The following is a 17217-nucleotide window of genomic DNA, read 5'->3' on the forward strand; positions in this document are numbered from 1 at the left end:
CCTGACCATGACCGCTGCCTACCCGTTCGTTCCCGCGCTGCGCGAGCCGGAAGGCTCGCCCATCCGCGAGCTGTTCAAGTACCTGTCGGACCCGGAGATGATCTCGTTCGCGGGCGGCTACCCGTCCGCCGCGCTGTTCGATGCCGACGGCATCGGCGCCGCGTCCGCGCGGGTGCTGCGCGAGCGGCCCGCCGAATGCCTGCAGTACGGCGCCACCGAAGGCGCGCCCGCGCTGCGCGACGCCCTGGTGGCGCTGATGGCCGGGCGCGGTGCCGCCGTGACGCGGGAGCAACTGCTGGTCACCAGCGGCTCGCAGCAAGGCTTCGATTTCCTGGTGCGCGCGCTGGTCGAGCCGGGCAGCGTGGTGCTGGTCGAGGAGCCGACCTATTCGGCGACGTTGCAGGCGCTGCGGCTGGCCGGTGCTGAGGTGCGCGGGGTGCCGTCCGACCGGCACGGCATGGACGTCGACGCGCTTGCGGCGATGCTGGCCGACGGCGCGGTGCGCCCGCGGCTGATCTACACCGTGCCGACCTTCGCCAACCCGACCGGCGCCACGCTGTCGCCCGAGCGCCGGCTGCGCCTGCTGGAGCTGGCGGCGCGGCACCAGGTGGTGCTGGTCGAAGACGATCCCTATGGCGCGCTGAGCTTCGACGGCGCCGCGCCGCCGTCGCTGCTGGCGCTGTGCGACCAGGTGCCCGGCGCCCGTCCGTGGCTGGTGCACCTGGCCAGCCTGTCGAAGACGCTCGCGCCCGGCCTGCGCATCGGCTGGATGGTGGCCGCGCCGGAAATCATCCGCCGCGGGGTGATTGCCAAGCAGGTGTCGGATCTCTGCACGCCGCCGTGGATCCAGCTGGCGGTCACGCAATACCTGGCGGAGGGCCGCCTGTGCGCGCAGGTGGAGCGCGAGATCGCGTTCTACCGCGACAAGCGCGACCGGCTGGCGGAAGCGCTGTGGCAAGCCTTCGGCGAGCGCATCCGCTTTGCCTTGCCCGCCGGCGGCATGTTCCTGTGGGCTGCGCTGGAAGGCGTCGACGATGCGGCCGCGCTGCTGCCGCATGCGATCGCCGAGAAGGTGTTGTTCGTACCCGGCACGGGCTTCTACGCGCAGCGCCGCGCGCGGCCAGCGTTCCGGCTCTCGTTCGCTGGCGCGGCGCCGGAGCAGATCGCCGAAGGCGTGGCGCGGCTGAAGCGGGCGGCGGCGCGCCTGGACGCGGCTGGCTGATGCGATAGCGGGTGCGCCGGTCCGCGGTTCATTCGTCGTCCGCCGGCAGCGTCCGGCCGCGCCGCGGCATTTCAGAGTCCAGCACCAGCCGGCCATGGACCCGCCCGTTCATGCGCGTGACGTAATGCGTGCACTCTTCCATATGCGCCGACATCAGCGCGCGTACCGTCTCGGCGTCGCGCTGGCGTGCCGCCTCGACGATGCGCTTGTGGAACTTGACGTTGGCCGCGCCGAATTTCTCGTGCTCGCACGCAGGGGTGTCGTTGGCGAACACCACCAGCTGGCGGATCATCTCGTTGATGAGCTCGCATGAGAACCGCAGCATGGGGTTGGGGTTGGCCGCGGCCAGGATGTCGTGGAAGGTCAGGTCTTCCTGGCGCTGGTCCAGCAGCGGCGTCGCGGCCGCGGCCGAGGCCGGGTCGCACAGGTCGATGGTGCGTTCCAGCGCCCGGAAATCGTCATCGGTCAGATGCGGCACCGCGCCGGCGGCCAGTTCCGGCTCCAGCAGCCGGCGCACGGTGTAGATGTCGGCAATGCCGACGTCCTTGAAGAACAGGTAGTTCTGCATCAGCTGGAAGGTGCGGTCCAGCGGCACTTCCACGATGGTGCCGCCGCCCGCCGGCCCGGTGCTGACCCGGATCAGGCCCTGCACCTCCAGCGACTTCAGGGCCTCGCGGATGGTGCTCTTGCTGACGGAGAACATCTGCTGCAGCTTGACCTCGTGCGGCAGCTTGTCGCCCGGGCGCAGGTTGCGCTGGGTAATCAGCCGCTTGAGCTCTTCCGCCACCAGGTCCGCGCGCTTCTGCTTGCGGATCTCGATGGAACCGGTCTTGCCCTCCCGAAACATCGCCATTGCTCTTTCCTTGTCATGCGCCGCAAGCCATGGACGACCGGGCGCTTGCATTCTAGCCAAGCGCGCCGGCGCAGGGCCGCGGCTTGCCCCAGGGGCGTGCATGGTGCCCGATTGACTGGCATGGCCATGCCCGCTGCCCGCACCTTTCTGCCCCGCCGTCGCCCCATGTGCCGGGGCACATGAGGCGAGCGCCGAGGGTGCGTAAACCCTGACCCTTCCTTTGTTGACAACGATTCCGGCCGACTCCTAAGATGATTCTATTCTATTTATACGTATAAATAGAATAAACAGGTTCGATTCTTGCTCGGGCAGTGTCGGCGCCGGGCGAAAGTCACCAGCAAGTCGGGGAGACGGTGCAGCGCCAGGCCATGGCGTTGGCCGGACTTTCGCCCCGTGCAGCCCAATCCCCACAGAACGAGGAGTGAGCCTTGAATCGTCGTGACCTGCTGAAACTGGCGGCGCTGTCCGCCGTCCCCACCTCCCTGATCCATGGCCGCAGCGCCCTTGCCGCGGGCGAGGCGCTGGAGTTCGGCTGCCCGGTGCCGATGTCGGGCGCCTTCGCCGCCAACGGCAAGTTCGCCGACCTGGGCATGCGGCTCGCCATTGACCAGTACGGACAGGTGCTGGGCCGGCCGCTGCGTTACAGCGTGCTCGACACCGAAGGCAAGCCCGCGACGGCGGTGCGCAAGGTGCAGGAACTGGCGCAGCAGAAGGCGGCGCGCTATTTCGCGGGCGGCATCCTGTCGTCCGAATCGCTGGCCATGGGCAAGGAGGCGGAAAAGTTCGGCGGCGTGTTCGTGACCACCGCCGGGGCCGACGAGATCACCGGCAAGGACTGCAACCGCGCCACCTTCCGCTGGTCGGTGCCGACCTTCGGCGCGATCGAGCGCACCGTGCGGCCGCTGATCGAATCGATGCCCAAGGCCAAGCGCTGGTACACCATCACGCCGCAATACGTGTTCGGCGACGGGCTGCTGTCGGCGGCGAAGGCGATCTTCAAGGAGAAGGGCATCGAGCACGTGGGCAACAGCTACCACGCCCTGACCGAGAAGGAATTCAGCGGCTACCTGACCAATGCGCTGGCCGCCAAGCCGGACGTGCTGCTGATCCTGAACTTCGGCTCGCAGTCCGCCGACACGCTGCGCCAGGCGGTCAGCTTCGGCATGAAGAAGAACACCACCATCCTGCTGGCCTGGGCCTCGGGACTGGAGCAGTTCGAGTCGCTCGGCGCCGACCTGTGCGAGGGCGTGTACTTCGGCGCGCAGTACTGGCACGGCGTCGATACGCCGCTGAACCGCGACCTGGTCAAGCGCACCCAGGCCAAGTTCAAGGCTAATCCCAACTACAGCCTGGCCGGCTCGTATATCTGCACCAAGATCATGGTGGACGGCATGATCAAGGCCGGCAGCGCCGATCCCAAGGCGGTGGTCGCCGCGCTCGAAGGCATGAAGTACGAGGGTCTGACCGGGCCGGAGGAAATTCGCGCCGCCGACCACCAGGTGCTGAAAAACTACTACCTGCTCAAGGGCAAGGCCAAGTCACGCATGAAGGACAAGGACGACTACGCCGAAATCGTCAGCGTCGGCAAGGCCTTCCTGCCGGTCGAGCAGACCCAGTGCAAGATGGCCTGATGCCCTGACGCCGCGGGGCCGCCGCCCCGGCGATTAACACTGAAGCACACCGAAGCACCGTGCCGCGCAGTCCCGCGCGGCATGGCGGCTTCCTATATCCGTACGACTCATGAACGTCTATCTGTTGCAGGTGATCAACGGCGTCGGGATCGGCATGCTCTACTTCCTGCTGGCGGTAGGCCTGTCGATCGTGTTCGGCCTGTTGCGCTTCGTCAATTTCGCGCATGGCGCCTTTTATGCGCTCGGTGCCTATCTCTGCTTCCAGGCGCTGCAGCTCGGCATGAACTTCTGGGTGGCGCTGGTATTCGCTCCGATCATCATCGGCGCGCTGGCGTGGCTGACCGAGAAGGTCATGCTGCGCCACGTTTATGCGCAGCCGCACGAGTTCCACATCCTGGTCACGGTGGGCCTGGCGCTCGCCATCCAGGAGCTCATCATCGTCGGCTGGGGGCCGCTCGGCGTCGACGTGCCGCCGCCGGATGCGCTCCAGGGTGTGGTGATGTGGGGCGACTTCATCTATCCCAAGTACCGCCTGTTCGTGATCGGCTTCACCGGCCTGCTGGCGATCGGACTGTGGTGGCTGCTGGAAGGCACGCGCCTGGGCAGCGCGGTGCGCGCGGGCAGCGAATCCACCGAGATGGTGTCGCTGCTCGGCATCAATGTGTTCCGGCTGTTCAGCCTGATGTTTGCGCTCGGCGCCGTCACCGCGGCGATTGCCGGCGTGCTGGCCGCGCCGATCCGCGGCGCCGAGCCGTTCATGGGCGTCGAGGCGCTGGGCGTCGCCTTCATCGTGGTGGTGGTCGGCGGCATGGGCAGCTTCACGGGGGCGCTGGTGGGCGGCTTGCTGGTCGGCGTGGTGCAGAGCCTGATGAGCACGCTGTGGCCCGAAGGCGCGCGGCTGATGATCTATGTCGCCATGGCCGCGGTGCTGCTGCTGCGTCCGCATGGCTTGCTGGGGAGGGGATGATGGCTAGGCAAAGACAATGGCTCTTGCGCTACCGCTTCTGGTGGCTGGCACTTGGCGTCACGCTGCTGCTGCCGCTGACGATGCGCTCCGGCACGCTTGCCACGGAGGTGCTGATCTACGCGATGGCCGCCATGGCCTGCAACCTGCTGCTCGGCTACACCGGCCTGCTGTCGTTCGGCCAGGGCATCTTCTTCGGGTTGGGCAGCTATGCGGTGGGGGTGGCACTGACCCGCGCCAGCCTGCCGATGCCGTTGGCGCTGCTGCTGGCGATCGCCATCGGCGCGGCCGCGGCGGCGCTGGTGGGCTGGTTTGCGATCCGGCAGCGCGGCACCTACTTCGTGATGCTGACGCTGGCTTTCGCGCAGATGTTCTACTTCCTCGCCTATACCGCGCCCGGCATCACCGGCGGCGACAACGGCCTGCTGGATATCCCGCGTCCGCCCTTGTCGGTGGCCGGCCATGCGCTGGTGCCGCTGGCGTCGCCGTGGCAGTTCTATGGCTTTGTCGCGGTGCTGTTCCTGGCGGTCTTCCTTGCGGTGCTGCGCGTGACCGAGTCTGTGCTCGGCCGCACGCTGCTGGCGATCCGCGACAACGAAGAGCGCGCGCTGGCGGTCGGCTACAACGTCAAGGCGTTCAAGCTGCTGGCGTTCATGGTCTCCGGCGCGGTCACCGGGCTGGCTGGCGCGCTGCACGCCATGCTGACCGGCATCGCGCCGCTGACCAATATCGACTACCACGCCAGCGAGATGATCCTGGTGATGACGGTGATCGGCGGCACCGGCAATATCTTCGCGTCGGTGCTGGGCGCGGCTTTCTATGTGCTGCTGGCGGACTGGCTGTCGACGCTGTGGCCGCGCTGGCTGATGCTGCTCGGCTTCCTGCTGATCGCGGTCAGCCTGTTCATGCAGCGCGGGCTGTGGGGCCTGGGCGCCACGCTATGGGATCGACTGCGCGGCGTGCGCCGCGCGCCCGTTACGCAGGAGGAACGCGCATGAACACCGCCACCACCCCCATCCTGGAAGCCACCGGCATCGTCAAGCAGTACGGCAAGTTCATGGCGCTGGGCGGGGTCGACCTGCGCGTGATGCCGGGCACGATCCATTCGGTGATCGGCCCCAACGGCGCCGGCAAGACCACGCTGTTCCACATGCTGACCGGCACCAAGGAAGTCAGCACCGGCCGCATCGTCTTCGACGGCAAGGACGTCACGGGCGAAGCCGACTACCAGCGCGTGCAGCGCGGCATCGCGCGCTCGTTCCAGGTCACCAGCCTGTTCCCGAGCCTGCCGGTGCGCGAGAACCTGCGCCTCGCCGCGCTGGGCACGTCGCCGCGCAAGGCCATGAGCGGATGGCGCTTGCCGGTGGGCGAACTCGCTTGCGGCGAGGTGGTCGACCAGGTGCTGGAACGGCTGGAGCTGGGGCGCGTCGCCGACAGCGCGGCAGGCGTGCTGTCGCACGGCCAGCAGCGCCGGCTGGAAGTCGGCATGGCGCTGGCGGCGCGGCCGCGCGCGATCTTCCTGGACGAGCCCACGTCGGGCATGGGCGTCGACGACCTTGGCGCGATGAAGCGGCTGATCCGCGGGCTGGCCGCGGACCACACCGTCGTGCTGATCGAACACAACATGGACATCGTCATGGATATCTCCGACACCGTCACCGTGATGCAGCAAGGCAAGGTGCTGATGGAAGGGCCACCCGCGGCCGTGCGCGGCGATCCGCGCGTGCGCGCCGCGTATCTCGGCAACATGATCACCGGAGGCAAGGGATGATGCTCGACGTACAGGAGATCCATGGCTACTACGGCAAGAGCCATGTGCTGCAAGGCGTATCGCTCGCGGTCGGCGAAGGCGAACTGGTAACGCTGCTGGGGCGCAACGGCGCCGGCAAGTCGACCACGCTGAAGGCCATCGCAGGCGTGGTCCAGCCCCGCGGCGGGCGCATCGTTTTCCGCGGCAAGAACGTCGCCGCCATGGCGCCGCACCGGATTGCCGCCGAAGGCCTGTGCCTGGTGCCCGAGCACCGCGGCATCTTCAAGCTGCTGACGGTGGAAGAGAACCTCAAGCTAGCCGCGCGCCGCGATTCGCCGTGGCAGCTGCAGGACATCTACCGCATCTTCCCGCGCCTGTGCGAGCGGCGCGGCAACGGCGGCGCGCAGCTGTCCGGCGGCGAACAGCAGATGCTCGCGATCGGGCGCGCCATGATGAACCATCCGCGCCTGCTCATGCTCGATGAGCCGGTCGAAGGGCTGGCCCCGGTGATCGTGGAAGAGATCGTGGCGCAGCTCAAGGTCATCAAGGCCGCCGGCGTGCCGATCCTGCTGGTCGAGCAGAACCTGGAGGTGTGCACGCAGCTGGCCGACCGCCACGTGATCATCGAGCAGGGCAGGGTGGTCTACACCGGCGACAACGACGCGTTCCGCGCCGACGAGGCGGTCAAGGACCGCTATCTCGGCGTCGGGCTGGCGGCCTGAACCATGGATCATGCCGGCCGCAATGCCGGCCGACCGATACGAGGAATGACATGACGACTTTGCAAGCCGCGCGCGCGGCAGCGGCGACCGCCGGCGCACGCGCCGACCTGCGCATCGACGGCCAGCGCCTGTGGGACACCCTGATGCGCCTGGCCGCCATCGGCGCCACGCCCAAGGGGGGCGTATGCCGGCTGGCGCTGACCGACCTGGACCGCCAGGGCCGCGACTTCTTCGTCGCCGAGGCCAGGGCGGCCGGATGCACGATCCGCGTCGATGCCATCGGCAATATCTTTGCGCGGCGCGCCGGGCGCGACGACGCCTTGCCGCCGGTGATGACCGGCAGCCATATTGACACCCAGCCGACCGGCGGCAAATTTGACGGCAACTACGGCGTGTTCGCCGGCATCGAAGTGCTGCGCACCCTGGCCGACGCCGGCATCGTCACCGATGCGCCGCTCGAGGTGGCGGTGTGGACCAACGAGGAAGGCTCGCGCTTCGTGCCGGTGATGATGGGCTCGGGCGCGTTCGTCGGCGAGTTCGCGCTGGCGGACATGCTGCAGCAGCGCGACCGCGATGGCATCAGCGTCGGGCAGGCGCTGCAGGCCATCGGCTATGCCGGGCCCGAAACGGTCGGTGCGCGCCCGGTCGGCGCCTATTTTGAAGCGCATATCGAGCAGGGGCCGGTGCTGGAGGCGAACGACACCACCATCGGCGTAGTCACCGGCGCGCTCGGCCAGCGCTGGTACGACGTGGTGCTGACCGGGATGGAAGCGCATGCGGGCCCCACGCCGATGGCACTGCGCAAGGACGCGCTGCTGGCGGCGTCGGAACTGGTCGGCATCGTCAACCGCATCGCGCTCGATCATCCCCCGCATGGCCGCGGCACGGTGGGTTGCCTGGCCGTGCATCCGGATTCCCGCAACGTCATCCCCGGCAAGGTGACGATGACGGCGGACCTGCGCGCCGGCGACGACAAGGTGCTGTCCGCGATGGACGCGGCGCTGAACGAGCAGGTTGCAGCATTGGCGGCGCGCAGCGGCGTCGTCATCGATCTGCGGCAGGTCGTGTACTTCCCGCCGCAGCCGTTCGATGCACGGCTGGTCGAGGCGGTACGCGGCGGCGCGCGGCGGCTCGGCCATTCCGCCATGGACGTGATCAGCGGTGCCGGCCATGACGCGGTCTACCTGGCCCGCGTTGCCCCCGCCGCGATGATCTTCGTGCCGTGCAAGGACGGCATCAGCCACAACGAAATCGAAGACGCGCGGCCCGAGCACCTCGAAGCCGGCTGCAACGTGCTGCTGCACGCCATGCTCGATGCCGCCACGCGGCCCTGACCCCTGAACGGACTGCCCGATGAAGATCCTGATTGCACGACTCAATCACGAGACCAATACCTTTTCACCGGTGCCCACGCCGCTGGCGGCGTTCGCTCCGGCCTATGGCGACGCCGCCTATCGCGCCGCCAAGGGCACGCGCACCGCCGCCGCCGCCTTCATCGACCTGGCCGAGGCCGCCGGCGCCGAAATCGTGGTGCCCGTGATCGCCGCGGCCAACCCGAGCGGACGCGTCGCCGCCGATGCTTATACGCACCTGTGCGACACCATCATCGCCGCCGCCGACGGCTGCGACGCGGTGATGCTCGATCTGCATGGCGCGATGGTGGCCGAGAACAGCGACGACGGCGAGGGCGACCTGCTGCGCCGCCTGCGCGCCGTGCTGCCGCACGCGCCGGTCGCGGTCGCGCTGGACCTGCACGGCAACATCACGCAGGCGCTGGTCGACCACGCCGACATCGCGGTCAGCTTCAAGACCTACCCGCACGTGGACATGTATGAAACCGGCGAGCACGCGGGCCGGCTGCTGCTCGACATGGTCGCGGGACGCGTTCGCCCGGTCATGGCGTGGCGGCGCCCGCCGCTGATCACCCACACCCTGCGCAGCCGCACCGACGAAGGCGCCATGCAGCGCGCTGTGGCGCTGGCGCGCGAGGCCGAGCGGGATGGCATGCTGGCGGTGTCGGTGCTGGCCGGCTTCGGCCTGGCCGACATCGCCGCGCCATGCCTGAGCGTGATCGTGGTCGGCGACGGCGACCAGGCCAGGGCCGACGAGGTCGCCAGCCGGATCGCCGCGCAGGCGTGGGTCGAGCGCGACGCCTTTGGCTACCAGGCAGAGCCGCTGGCCACCTCCATCACGCGCGCCGCGCAGCTGGCCGACAGTGCGCACCATGCGGACGCCGGCCCCGTGCTGCTGCTCGACCATGGCGACAACTGCATGTCCGGCGGCACTTGCGACAACATGGCGGTGCTGCACGAAGCGCTGGCGCAGGGACTGACGGGCATCGCGGTCGGACCCGTGTGCGACCCTGAGGCGGTCGCAGCGCTGGTCGACGCCGGCGTCGGCGCCAGCATCACGCTGCCCGTCGGCGACAAGGTGCCCTTGCCGCAGCTGGAGGTCTATCCGCAGGCCAGGCCGCTGACCGGCACGGTCGCCGCAATCAGCGACGGCGAGTACACCATCACCGGGCCGACCTACACCGGACAACGCATCCGCATGGGGCGCACCGCCTTGCTCGATATCGGCGCGGCGCAGGTGATCGTAACCGAGACCCCGCAAGAGCACTGGGACCTGGGGATCTTCACCCATATCGGCATCGATCCCCATCGGGCGAAGTTCCTGCTGCTGAAGTCGCGCATGTATTGCCGGCCGGTGTTCGTGCCGATCGCCAGGGCGGTGGTGGAGTGCGACGGGGAGGGCGTAACCAGTTCGCGCTACGAGCGTTTTCCGTTCCGGCGGGTCAGCAGGCCGGTTTATCCGCTCGATGATGGTGCTGACTGGGCGGGCAAAGACTGTTTGTGAAGCGGCGATCAGGAGAAGGCGAAAGCGGGCGTAGTGCAGCGGATTTCGCCTTCTCCGACTCCGCTGATACCGTTTCCCCAAAATCAACTGCACAGGGGAACTTGTCCGCCTGTACTCGGACCAGCCGTCAATACGGCGGCCAGCCCATGGCGATGCGCTGCACGATGAAAGGCATGGCTCCTGCTCCAGCCGCCATGATGACACCCAAACAGGCAAGCAGCTTACCGTGGGCGCGGTCGAGCACTAGCACGCCCACGATAGATGGCGCCAAGGGCAATAAGTATCGCCCTACCGAGTGCAGTTCCGGATTGAGCAGAAGTGTTCCGCCCACCAGCGTCACGCCGGCGCCAATCAGCAGGACCGCCGCATGACAAGACTGCTGGATGGCCTTGCAGAGGGCAGCGATGCAATACAGGAAGACGACCAGCACCAGGAAGACAACCGCCAGGTAATCGCCCTCAAACAATCGCCCTACGTCGAGTGTGCCAAGCCACTGGGCTGACGGAGTCACCTGCCAGGCTTTCCGCACCGTGAAGGCAGCAAGGGGAAAGCCGGTTTGCATCCACTTGACGGCCATGTCGCCAACTATGCCAAGGGAGGCGATTCCAGCCACGGCAACGGATCGGAGGACTCGCTTGCGCGGGCTCGACGCCTTGTCGGACCAGATGCCGTGAATCAGCCAAACCACGGCCAACAATCCCACAAACCGCGTTGCAGTCAGCAACGCAATGGCTGCGGCCGCTATCCAGTAACGCCGATATAGAAGCGACAATACGACCGCACATTCGAGCAGCAGGAATAGCGATTCGGAAAAGCCGCCTACGAGAAAGAAGGCGAACGGATTGAACACCAGCCACGCTGGCGCAATGAGCGCCGGACCGGCGTCGAGCCCGGCTGCGCGTCCGATGACGAACAACAGAACCATTGAGAGCAACAAGCATGCGGCATTGAACGCCAGTAGTGTAGTTGTTACCGTTTTGCCAAGCAGGGCAGCCAATGCCTTCACGATCATGGGATACAGGAACGGCCATGCGACGCTTTGCTGGCGGCCGCTATCCCCGTCGTAGTGGTAGCCAGCGCTGGCAATGCGCCGGTACCAGTCTGCGTCCCAGCGGGAGGTAAGAACATGCTCTGCGGAGGTGCCGAAGTCGAATTTCTCGACTGCAAAGAACCCGGAGGATTGCTCGACGAGCTGCGTTAGGGGTATTGGTCCAGCGCTGGTACGGATATCGAAGAGCTGGAAGGAAAGCTGGCGCGGATCGCGGCCGCCGGTTCCGTCACCGGGAACCATTGACCAGTCAGAACGGATGGAGAGTCCGTAAACTCCACAATCGGGTGTCACGGGAACCAGTTGGCGAAAAAGGCCGGCCGGCCGCTCAACGACTAGTTCGAAAGCGTTGCTGCAGCCGATGGTCCAGCGCTGGTCATGCGGTGCGCGACCGGTCAGCTCCAAGGCGCCGGCATCAGCCAGGAGTGCCGGCTTGATATGGGATGCCGGGCTCGCCCAGGTAAACGCCGTTGCGGCATAGTGTCCGGTCAGTTGCTCCACGTTAGCCAGCGTTCCGAAAACGAGGCCACGGCCAAGAAACCAGCAAAGAACGACCGTGGCAAGGGCGATTGCCGTGGCAGTATGGTGCGCCGCCCTTGTCCCCGGAACGGTATCCGATTGGCCAGCGGCAGAATTGCCCGCGAGCTTGCGAAAAGGGAGAAGCAACGGTCGAAACACCGCGACATAGAACTGGTTCATCAACAATTCCCAGGGATGATGTTGGTCCGCGCCGACTGGTGCGGTCGACTTGAGGATCGCCCGGCCCTCACCCCAGCCTCTCTGCCACAAGCCGGAGAGAGGAGAAAAAAGACGGGGGAAGAGGCTCATGGGCTCGGCCGCGACAGCGCTGTGCGGAGACGCGTTCCGTGTCAGGGGCAGACCCTAGGCAGGGACCGTGCGCGGCACAGCGGAGGCGTCCCACCGAGCACGAGCGCCAGGCATCTGCCGCCAGCTTCGGCAGGTATCCTGCAGTTCGGACGCCACCTGCTAGCTGCCGCCACCAATCCTGACCGCCGGCCGCGCCTCATGGTCCAGTCCTGTTGTGCTTCCAGCGTCTGGAACGATTATCGCCAGCGTCCTGGGCTCGTCGGCCCTGCCGGCCGGGATATGCTCGTCGACGAAATACAGTGGCCGATTCTTGCTCTCGTTGAACATCCTGCCGAGATACTCCCCCAGCACGCCAATTCCGATCAGCTGGACCCCGGACAGGAAGAGATTCGTCACCATGAGCGAGGGATAGCCGCGAACCGGATCGCCGTAGACCAGGGCTTTGTAGAACACGAGAGCGGCGCCGATAAACGCCAATGCGGCAATCAACAGGCCCACGTAGGTAGCGATCTTCAGCGGGGTAATCGAGAACGACGTGATTCCTTCCAAAGCGAAGGCCCAGAGCCGCGGGTAATTGAACTTTGATGCGCCCGCGGACCGTGGAGCGCGCTCATAGCGCAGTGCGACCTGCGAATAGCCGATCCAGGAGAACAGCCCCTTCATGTAACGATGCTGTTCGCGCAGGGACCGCAGCGCTTCCACAGCGCGTCGGCTCAACAACCTGAAATCTCCGGTGTCCTCCGGAATGTGGACGCGGCTCAGGGATTGAATGACCCGATAGAACAGGTATGCCGTGGCCTTCTTCAGTCGTGTTTCGCCCCTCCGGCTGACGCGCTGGCCATACACCACATCGTTGCCCGCTTGCCACAGCCGAAGAAACTCGGGGATCAGTTCTGGCGGATCCTGCAGGTCAGCATCGATGACAATGACAGCATCGGCGTCCGCATGGTCCAATCCGGCTGACAGGGCGATTTCCTTGCCGAAATTGCGGCTCAGGTTGACGATGGCAATGCGCGGATCCTGCTGCCGCAGCGCCAGCAGAATGCCCAGCGTGTGATCGTTGCTTCCGTCGTTCACGTAAACGACGGTCGTGCGCAAGCACTCGATGCCATCGAGCGTTGCTGACAACCGCGCGTGAAACTCCCGAACGACGGCTTCTTCGTTGTAGACAGGGATCACAACGGCTAGGGACCCGTATCCAGAGTAAGTCATGCCATCTCGCTATTGTTTCCATCAGAGCGTCGAGCCGTAGCGCTTGAAGTCCGGATGGAAAGCGCACCGGCCGCGCCGAATGTCTCCTTTATGGAAGGGCTAGTTTAGGGCGCGTGGAGCTAGGTTTCGTGACGGGCGTCACAATCCATCAAGCGCCGAAGGCGTTATCGACACGCGCAATCTCTACAGCACGGCATTGACATCCCCAAAGGCGAGTTGCGCGAACTTCGCGACTGCGAAAGTCATTTCGTGTGCATGTCTTGACTGGAGCGGAGCGTCGACTCGCCAGAACGTCTACGAGAGAACTTCAACTGATGGCGGAATACTTGGTCAGCACCCGGTGCGTGCGCAGCGCCGCAGCATACGATGGCTTTACGGGCTCGATGATTGCTGACGGACCGCGCTGGCCGGCGGACCCTATTCATGCACCGTGATCGTTGCAGCGGTTGCATTAGCCGGCAGGCAGTCCTACTTACCCCCCTCCGCCACCCCCCGCAACCACTCCGCGAACCCTCGAATCAGCCCCTGCTTGGGATTATCCCCACGCCATACGATGTAGCAGTTATGGCTGGCCGGAAAACTGTCCGCCAGCGGCTGCACCAGTCGCCCCGCGGCGATCGCTTCGCGTGCCAGCAAGCCTCGCGTGAGCGCCAGCCCCATCCCGTTGGCCGCGGCTTCGATCAGCAGTGCCCGACAGTCGAACACGATGCCGTCCTCGGGCTCGTCCAGCGCCACGCCCGCGGCCGCGCCCCACTGCGACCAGCGGAAGCGTGCGTGCCGCAGCCGCGGCAGGTGCGCGGCGTCGGCCGCGGTCATGCCGGCGTGCCGCTGGGCGAAGCCTGGGCTGCATACCACGATGATGTCGTCGTCCAGCAGCTTCAGGCACTGGTAGCCGGTGAACGGCGCGGGCCCGTAGCGCAGGCTGACGTCCAGGTCGGAACGGGCAAAGTCGGGGTCTTCGGTGCTGGCGGCGATGGACAGGTCGAGGCCAGGCAGCGCCTCGCGCAATTGCGGCAGCTTGGGCACCAGCCAGGCGCCGGCCAGTTCGGGGCTGACATTGACATGCAGCGACTGGCGTTCGCGCGCGCGCCGCGCGGCTGCGCCGGCCAGAGACAGTTCCACCGCGCGCAAGGCGCGGTCGAGGTCGTCGGCCAGTTCGCGCCCGGTGGCGGTCAGCTCCAGTTGCCGGCCGGCACGCAGGAACAGGGTGCAGCCCAGCTGTGACTCCAGCGCACGGATATGCCGGCTGATGGCGCCATGCGTTACGCACAGCGCATCGGCGGCGCGCGTCATGCTGCCCGTGCGCGCGGTCGCGGCAAAGGCCTGGAGCACTTGCATCGAGGGGAGCCTGCGGATCATGGCTGTGATCTTGCCTCACAGGTGATGGCAAAACAAGTCGATTGTCCCGCCATGCCGCGCGCCGGATACTGGGCCGCAACCGAACCGGCCCCCCGAAGCCGGTGCGCAACGAGGAGACCCCCATGAAATTGCAGTTGAAGATCAACGGCAAGCGCCACGCCGTCGAGGCCGAACGCGACATGCCCCTGCTGTGGGTGCTGCGCGATTACCTGGGCTATACCGGCACCAAGTTCGGCTGCGGTGCCGGCCTGTGCGGCGCCTGCACCGTGCATGTCGACGGCAAGGCGGCGCGCGCCTGCATCACGCCTGTCGGCAGCGTAGCGCGCGCCGACATCACTACCATCGAAGGATTGTCGGCCGACAATTCGCACCCCGTCCAGCGTGCGTGGATTGCCGAGCAGGTGCCGCAGTGCGGCTATTGCCAGTCGGGCATGATCATGGCGGCTTGCGCCTGGCTGAAGGACAACCCGTCGCCGCGCACGGAGGATATCCGCGCCGGCATCACCAACCTGTGCCGCTGCGGCACCTATCCGCGCATCGAACGCGCCATCCTGCGCGCGGCCACCGCGCAGAACGCGGGCGATCCCAAGGCGAGGGCGTCATCGTGAGCCATCTCCACACAAGCCGCCGCCGTTTCCTGCAAGCCGCCGGCGCCATGCCCGCGGCGCTGGTGCTGGGCTTTCACCTGCCGCTGGCGAAGGCCGCCGAGGCGCGCGCGCCCGCGCGCGATCCGGACGACGTCAACGCCTGGCTGCGCATCGATGCCGACGGCGGCGTGACCATCATGGTGCCATCGGCCGAGCTGGGGCAGGGCGTGATGACCTCCGCACCCATGCTGATCGCCGAAGAGCTCGAGTGCGACTGGCGCCAGGTGCGGGCTGAGCTTGCACCGACCGACCCGGTCTACAACAACCGCATGTTCAAGGTCCAGGCGACCGCCAGCAGCACCTCGGCGCGCTGGTCGTTCGAGCCGCTGCGCCGCATCGGCGCCACCGCGCGCGAGATGCTGCGCGAGGCCGCCGCGCAAAGCTGGAGCGTGCCGGTGGCGCAATGCCGTGCCGTGCAGGGCGTGGTGCGGCACGAGCCCAGCGGGCGCACGCTGGGCTACGGTGCGCTCGCCGCGCGCGCTGCCACGCTGCCACGCCCGGCCAGCGTGGCGCTGAAGGAACCGCGCGACTGGAAGCTGCTGGGCCGCCCGACGGACCGGCTCGACGTTCCGCTGAAGACGCGCGGCGCCGCGGTGTTCGGCGTCGACGTCAGGGTGCCGCGCATGCTGGTGGGTTCGGTGATGGCGTGCCCGGCCTTCGGCGGCACGCTGCGCCGGGTCGATGCCCGGCCGGCGCTGGCGCTGCGCGGCGTGCGGCGCGTGGTGCCGCTGGACGATGCCGTGGTGGTGCTGGCCGACAGCTACTGGACCGCGCGCAAGGGCCTGGCCGCGCTGCAGCCCGAATGGCAGTTGCCGCAAGGCAAGCTGGCCGGCGACGCGGCGCTGATGGCCGGTTACCGCGATGCCGCGCGCCATGCCTCGGCGGTGGCGCTGCGCCACGGCGACCCGGACGCGCAGCTGCAGGAAGGGCAGGCCTACACCGCCGAATACGAGGTGCCATACCTCGCCCACGCCACCATGGAGCCGATGAACGCCACCGCCGATGTGCGTGCCGACGGCGCCGAGATCTGGGGTCCGACCCAGGTCTGCGGCGAGATCGCGCAGCGGCTGTCGGGCGCGCTCGGGCTGCCTGCCGAACGCATCGCCGTGCACGGCACCTTCGTCGGTGGCGGCTTCGGCCGGCGCGAGGAGTTCGATGTCTTTGTCCAGGCCGCGCTGGCATCGAAGGCGGCGGGGCAGCCGGTCAAGCTGATCTGGTCGCGCGAGGAAGACATCCAGCACGATTTCTACCGGCCCGCGGCGGCGGCGCGCTTCAGCGCGGTGCTGGCACCGGACGCGGCCGGCATCCGCGCGCTGGATGCGCGCCTGGCCTGCTCGTCGATCTATGTCCGCAATTTCCCGGACCGGGTCAAGGGCGGGGTCGACCCGAAATCGGTCGAAGGGGTGGTGGACCTGCCTTACGCGCTGCCCCACGTGGCGGTGCGCCATGCGATGGTCAATACTGCCGTGCCGGTGGGGTTCTGGCGCGGCGTGGGTTATACGCAGAACACCTTCTTCGCCGAGAGCTTCATCGACGAACTGGCCCATCACGCCAAAGCCGATCCGCTGCAGTTCCGGCTGAAGCTGCTGGCCGACCGTCCGCGTCCGGCGCGCTTGCTGCAGCGCCTGGCGCAGCACGTCGGCTGGGGCAGCGCGCCGGCAGGGCGCTGCCACGGCGTGGCGCTGTCGCAGGCGTGGGGTTCGCTGTGCGCGACGGTGGTGGAACTGTCGGTGCAGGGCCAGCGCATCACGCTGCACCGCGTCGTCAATGCCATCGACTGCGGCACGGTGATCAACCCGGCGACGGTCGAGCGCCAGCTGGAGGGCGCCAGCATCTGGGGCCTGAGCGCGGCCATGACTGGCGCCATCACCATTGCCGACGGGCGCGTGCAGCAATCCAACTTCCACGACTATCCGCTGTTGCGGCTGGCGCAGACGCCGCGCTTCGAGGCGGTGCTGGCGCCCAGTGGCGAGCGCATCGGCGGCGTGGGAGAGTCGGCGGTGCCGACGCTGGCGCCGGCGCTGGCCAATGCGCTGTTTGCCGCGACTGGCCAGCGGCTGCGCTCGCTGCCGCTGGCGCGGCACGGGTTCGAACTGGCATAGCGGGGTGCGGGCACGTCCGCAAG

General features: G+C 67.4%; 14 protein-coding genes. 10 read left to right on the plus strand and 4 right to left on the minus strand.

Going from position 1 to position 17217, the window contains the following annotated elements; all coding sequences use genetic code 11:
* The first annotated feature begins 7 nt into the window (after positions 1 to 7).
* Entirely contained in the window at positions 8 to 1222 is a 1215-nt protein-coding gene (locus tag GA0116996_RS21835) for an aminotransferase-like domain-containing protein (RefSeq protein WP_208601265.1), read from the plus strand.
* Between the two features lie 28 nt (positions 1223 to 1250).
* Here the strand turns inward: GA0116996_RS21835 and GA0116996_RS21840 are convergent, their stop codons facing one another.
* Complete coding sequence (locus tag GA0116996_RS21840) at positions 1251 to 2075, minus strand: FadR/GntR family transcriptional regulator (RefSeq protein WP_092315773.1); 825 nt, start codon at positions 2073 to 2075, stop codon at positions 1251 to 1253.
* 428 nt (positions 2076 to 2503) lie between these two features.
* Here GA0116996_RS21840 and GA0116996_RS21845 point away from each other — a divergent pair, with 428 nt between their 5' ends.
* From GA0116996_RS21845 to GA0116996_RS21875, 7 genes are all read left to right on the plus strand, one after another.
* Positions 2504 to 3706 (plus strand): ABC transporter substrate-binding protein, encoded by a 1203-nt coding sequence (locus GA0116996_RS21845; RefSeq protein WP_092315775.1) that lies wholly within the window; start codon positions 2504 to 2506, stop codon positions 3704 to 3706.
* 109 nt (positions 3707 to 3815) lie between these two features.
* On the plus strand, positions 3816 to 4673 hold the full coding sequence (locus tag GA0116996_RS21850; RefSeq protein WP_092315777.1) for a branched-chain amino acid ABC transporter permease: 858 nt from the start codon (positions 3816 to 3818) through the stop codon (positions 4671 to 4673).
* Positions 4673 to 5668, plus strand: a complete 996-nt coding sequence (locus GA0116996_RS21855; RefSeq protein ID WP_092315963.1) for a branched-chain amino acid ABC transporter permease — start codon at positions 4673 to 4675, stop codon at positions 5666 to 5668. Before GA0116996_RS21850 ends, GA0116996_RS21855 begins: the two co-directional genes overlap by 1 nt.
* Positions 5665 to 6441 carry an ABC transporter ATP-binding protein gene (locus GA0116996_RS21860; protein WP_092315779.1) on the plus strand — a complete coding sequence of 259 codons (777 nt, stop codon included), beginning with the start codon at positions 5665 to 5667 and terminating at the stop codon, positions 6439 to 6441. Before GA0116996_RS21855 ends, GA0116996_RS21860 begins: the two co-directional genes overlap by 4 nt.
* On the plus strand, positions 6438 to 7142 hold the full coding sequence (locus tag GA0116996_RS21865) for an ABC transporter ATP-binding protein (protein ID WP_092315781.1): 705 nt from the start codon (positions 6438 to 6440) through the stop codon (positions 7140 to 7142). Before GA0116996_RS21860 ends, GA0116996_RS21865 begins: the two co-directional genes overlap by 4 nt.
* Before the next feature lie 50 nt (positions 7143 to 7192).
* The gene (locus tag GA0116996_RS21870; protein ID WP_092315783.1) at positions 7193 to 8476 is read left to right on the plus strand and encodes a Zn-dependent hydrolase; all 1284 of its coding nucleotides are present in this window, start codon (positions 7193 to 7195) and stop codon (positions 8474 to 8476) included.
* 19 nt (positions 8477 to 8495) lie between these two features.
* The gene (locus tag GA0116996_RS21875) at positions 8496 to 9998 is read left to right on the plus strand and encodes a M81 family metallopeptidase (protein WP_092315785.1); all 1503 of its coding nucleotides are present in this window, start codon (positions 8496 to 8498) and stop codon (positions 9996 to 9998) included.
* A gap of 127 nt (positions 9999 to 10125) precedes the next feature.
* Here the strand turns inward: GA0116996_RS21875 and GA0116996_RS21880 are convergent, their stop codons facing one another.
* From GA0116996_RS21880 to GA0116996_RS21890, 3 genes are all read right to left on the minus strand, one after another.
* Positions 10126 to 11874 (minus strand): mannosyltransferase family protein, encoded by a 1749-nt coding sequence (locus GA0116996_RS21880; RefSeq protein ID WP_141693758.1) that lies wholly within the window; start codon positions 11872 to 11874, stop codon positions 10126 to 10128.
* Positions 11875 to 12033: 159 nt separating this feature from the next.
* Positions 12034 to 13086: a glycosyltransferase family 2 protein gene (locus GA0116996_RS21885; RefSeq protein WP_092315789.1), complete on the minus strand. Its 1053-nt coding sequence runs from the start codon at positions 13084 to 13086 to the stop codon at positions 12034 to 12036.
* A 468-nt stretch (positions 13087 to 13554) separates the two neighbouring features.
* Positions 13555 to 14424: a LysR substrate-binding domain-containing protein gene (locus GA0116996_RS21890; RefSeq protein ID WP_244159945.1), complete on the minus strand. Its 870-nt coding sequence runs from the start codon at positions 14422 to 14424 to the stop codon at positions 13555 to 13557.
* 143 nt (positions 14425 to 14567) lie between these two features.
* Here GA0116996_RS21890 and GA0116996_RS21895 point away from each other — a divergent pair, with 143 nt between their 5' ends.
* Both GA0116996_RS21895 and GA0116996_RS21900 read left to right on the plus strand, forming a co-directional pair.
* Positions 14568 to 15053 carry a (2Fe-2S)-binding protein gene (locus GA0116996_RS21895; RefSeq protein ID WP_092315793.1) on the plus strand — a complete coding sequence of 162 codons (486 nt, stop codon included), beginning with the start codon at positions 14568 to 14570 and terminating at the stop codon, positions 15051 to 15053.
* Positions 15050 to 17194, plus strand: coding sequence for a xanthine dehydrogenase family protein molybdopterin-binding subunit (locus tag GA0116996_RS21900; protein ID WP_092315795.1), 2145 nt, complete (start codon positions 15050 to 15052; stop codon positions 17192 to 17194). Before GA0116996_RS21895 ends, GA0116996_RS21900 begins: the two co-directional genes overlap by 4 nt.
* The last annotated feature ends 23 nt before the right edge of the window (positions 17195 to 17217 follow it).

It is taken from the genome of Cupriavidus alkaliphilus (genome assembly GCF_900094595.1).
GTDB classification, from domain to species: Bacteria; Pseudomonadota; Gammaproteobacteria; order Burkholderiales; family Burkholderiaceae; genus Cupriavidus; species Cupriavidus alkaliphilus.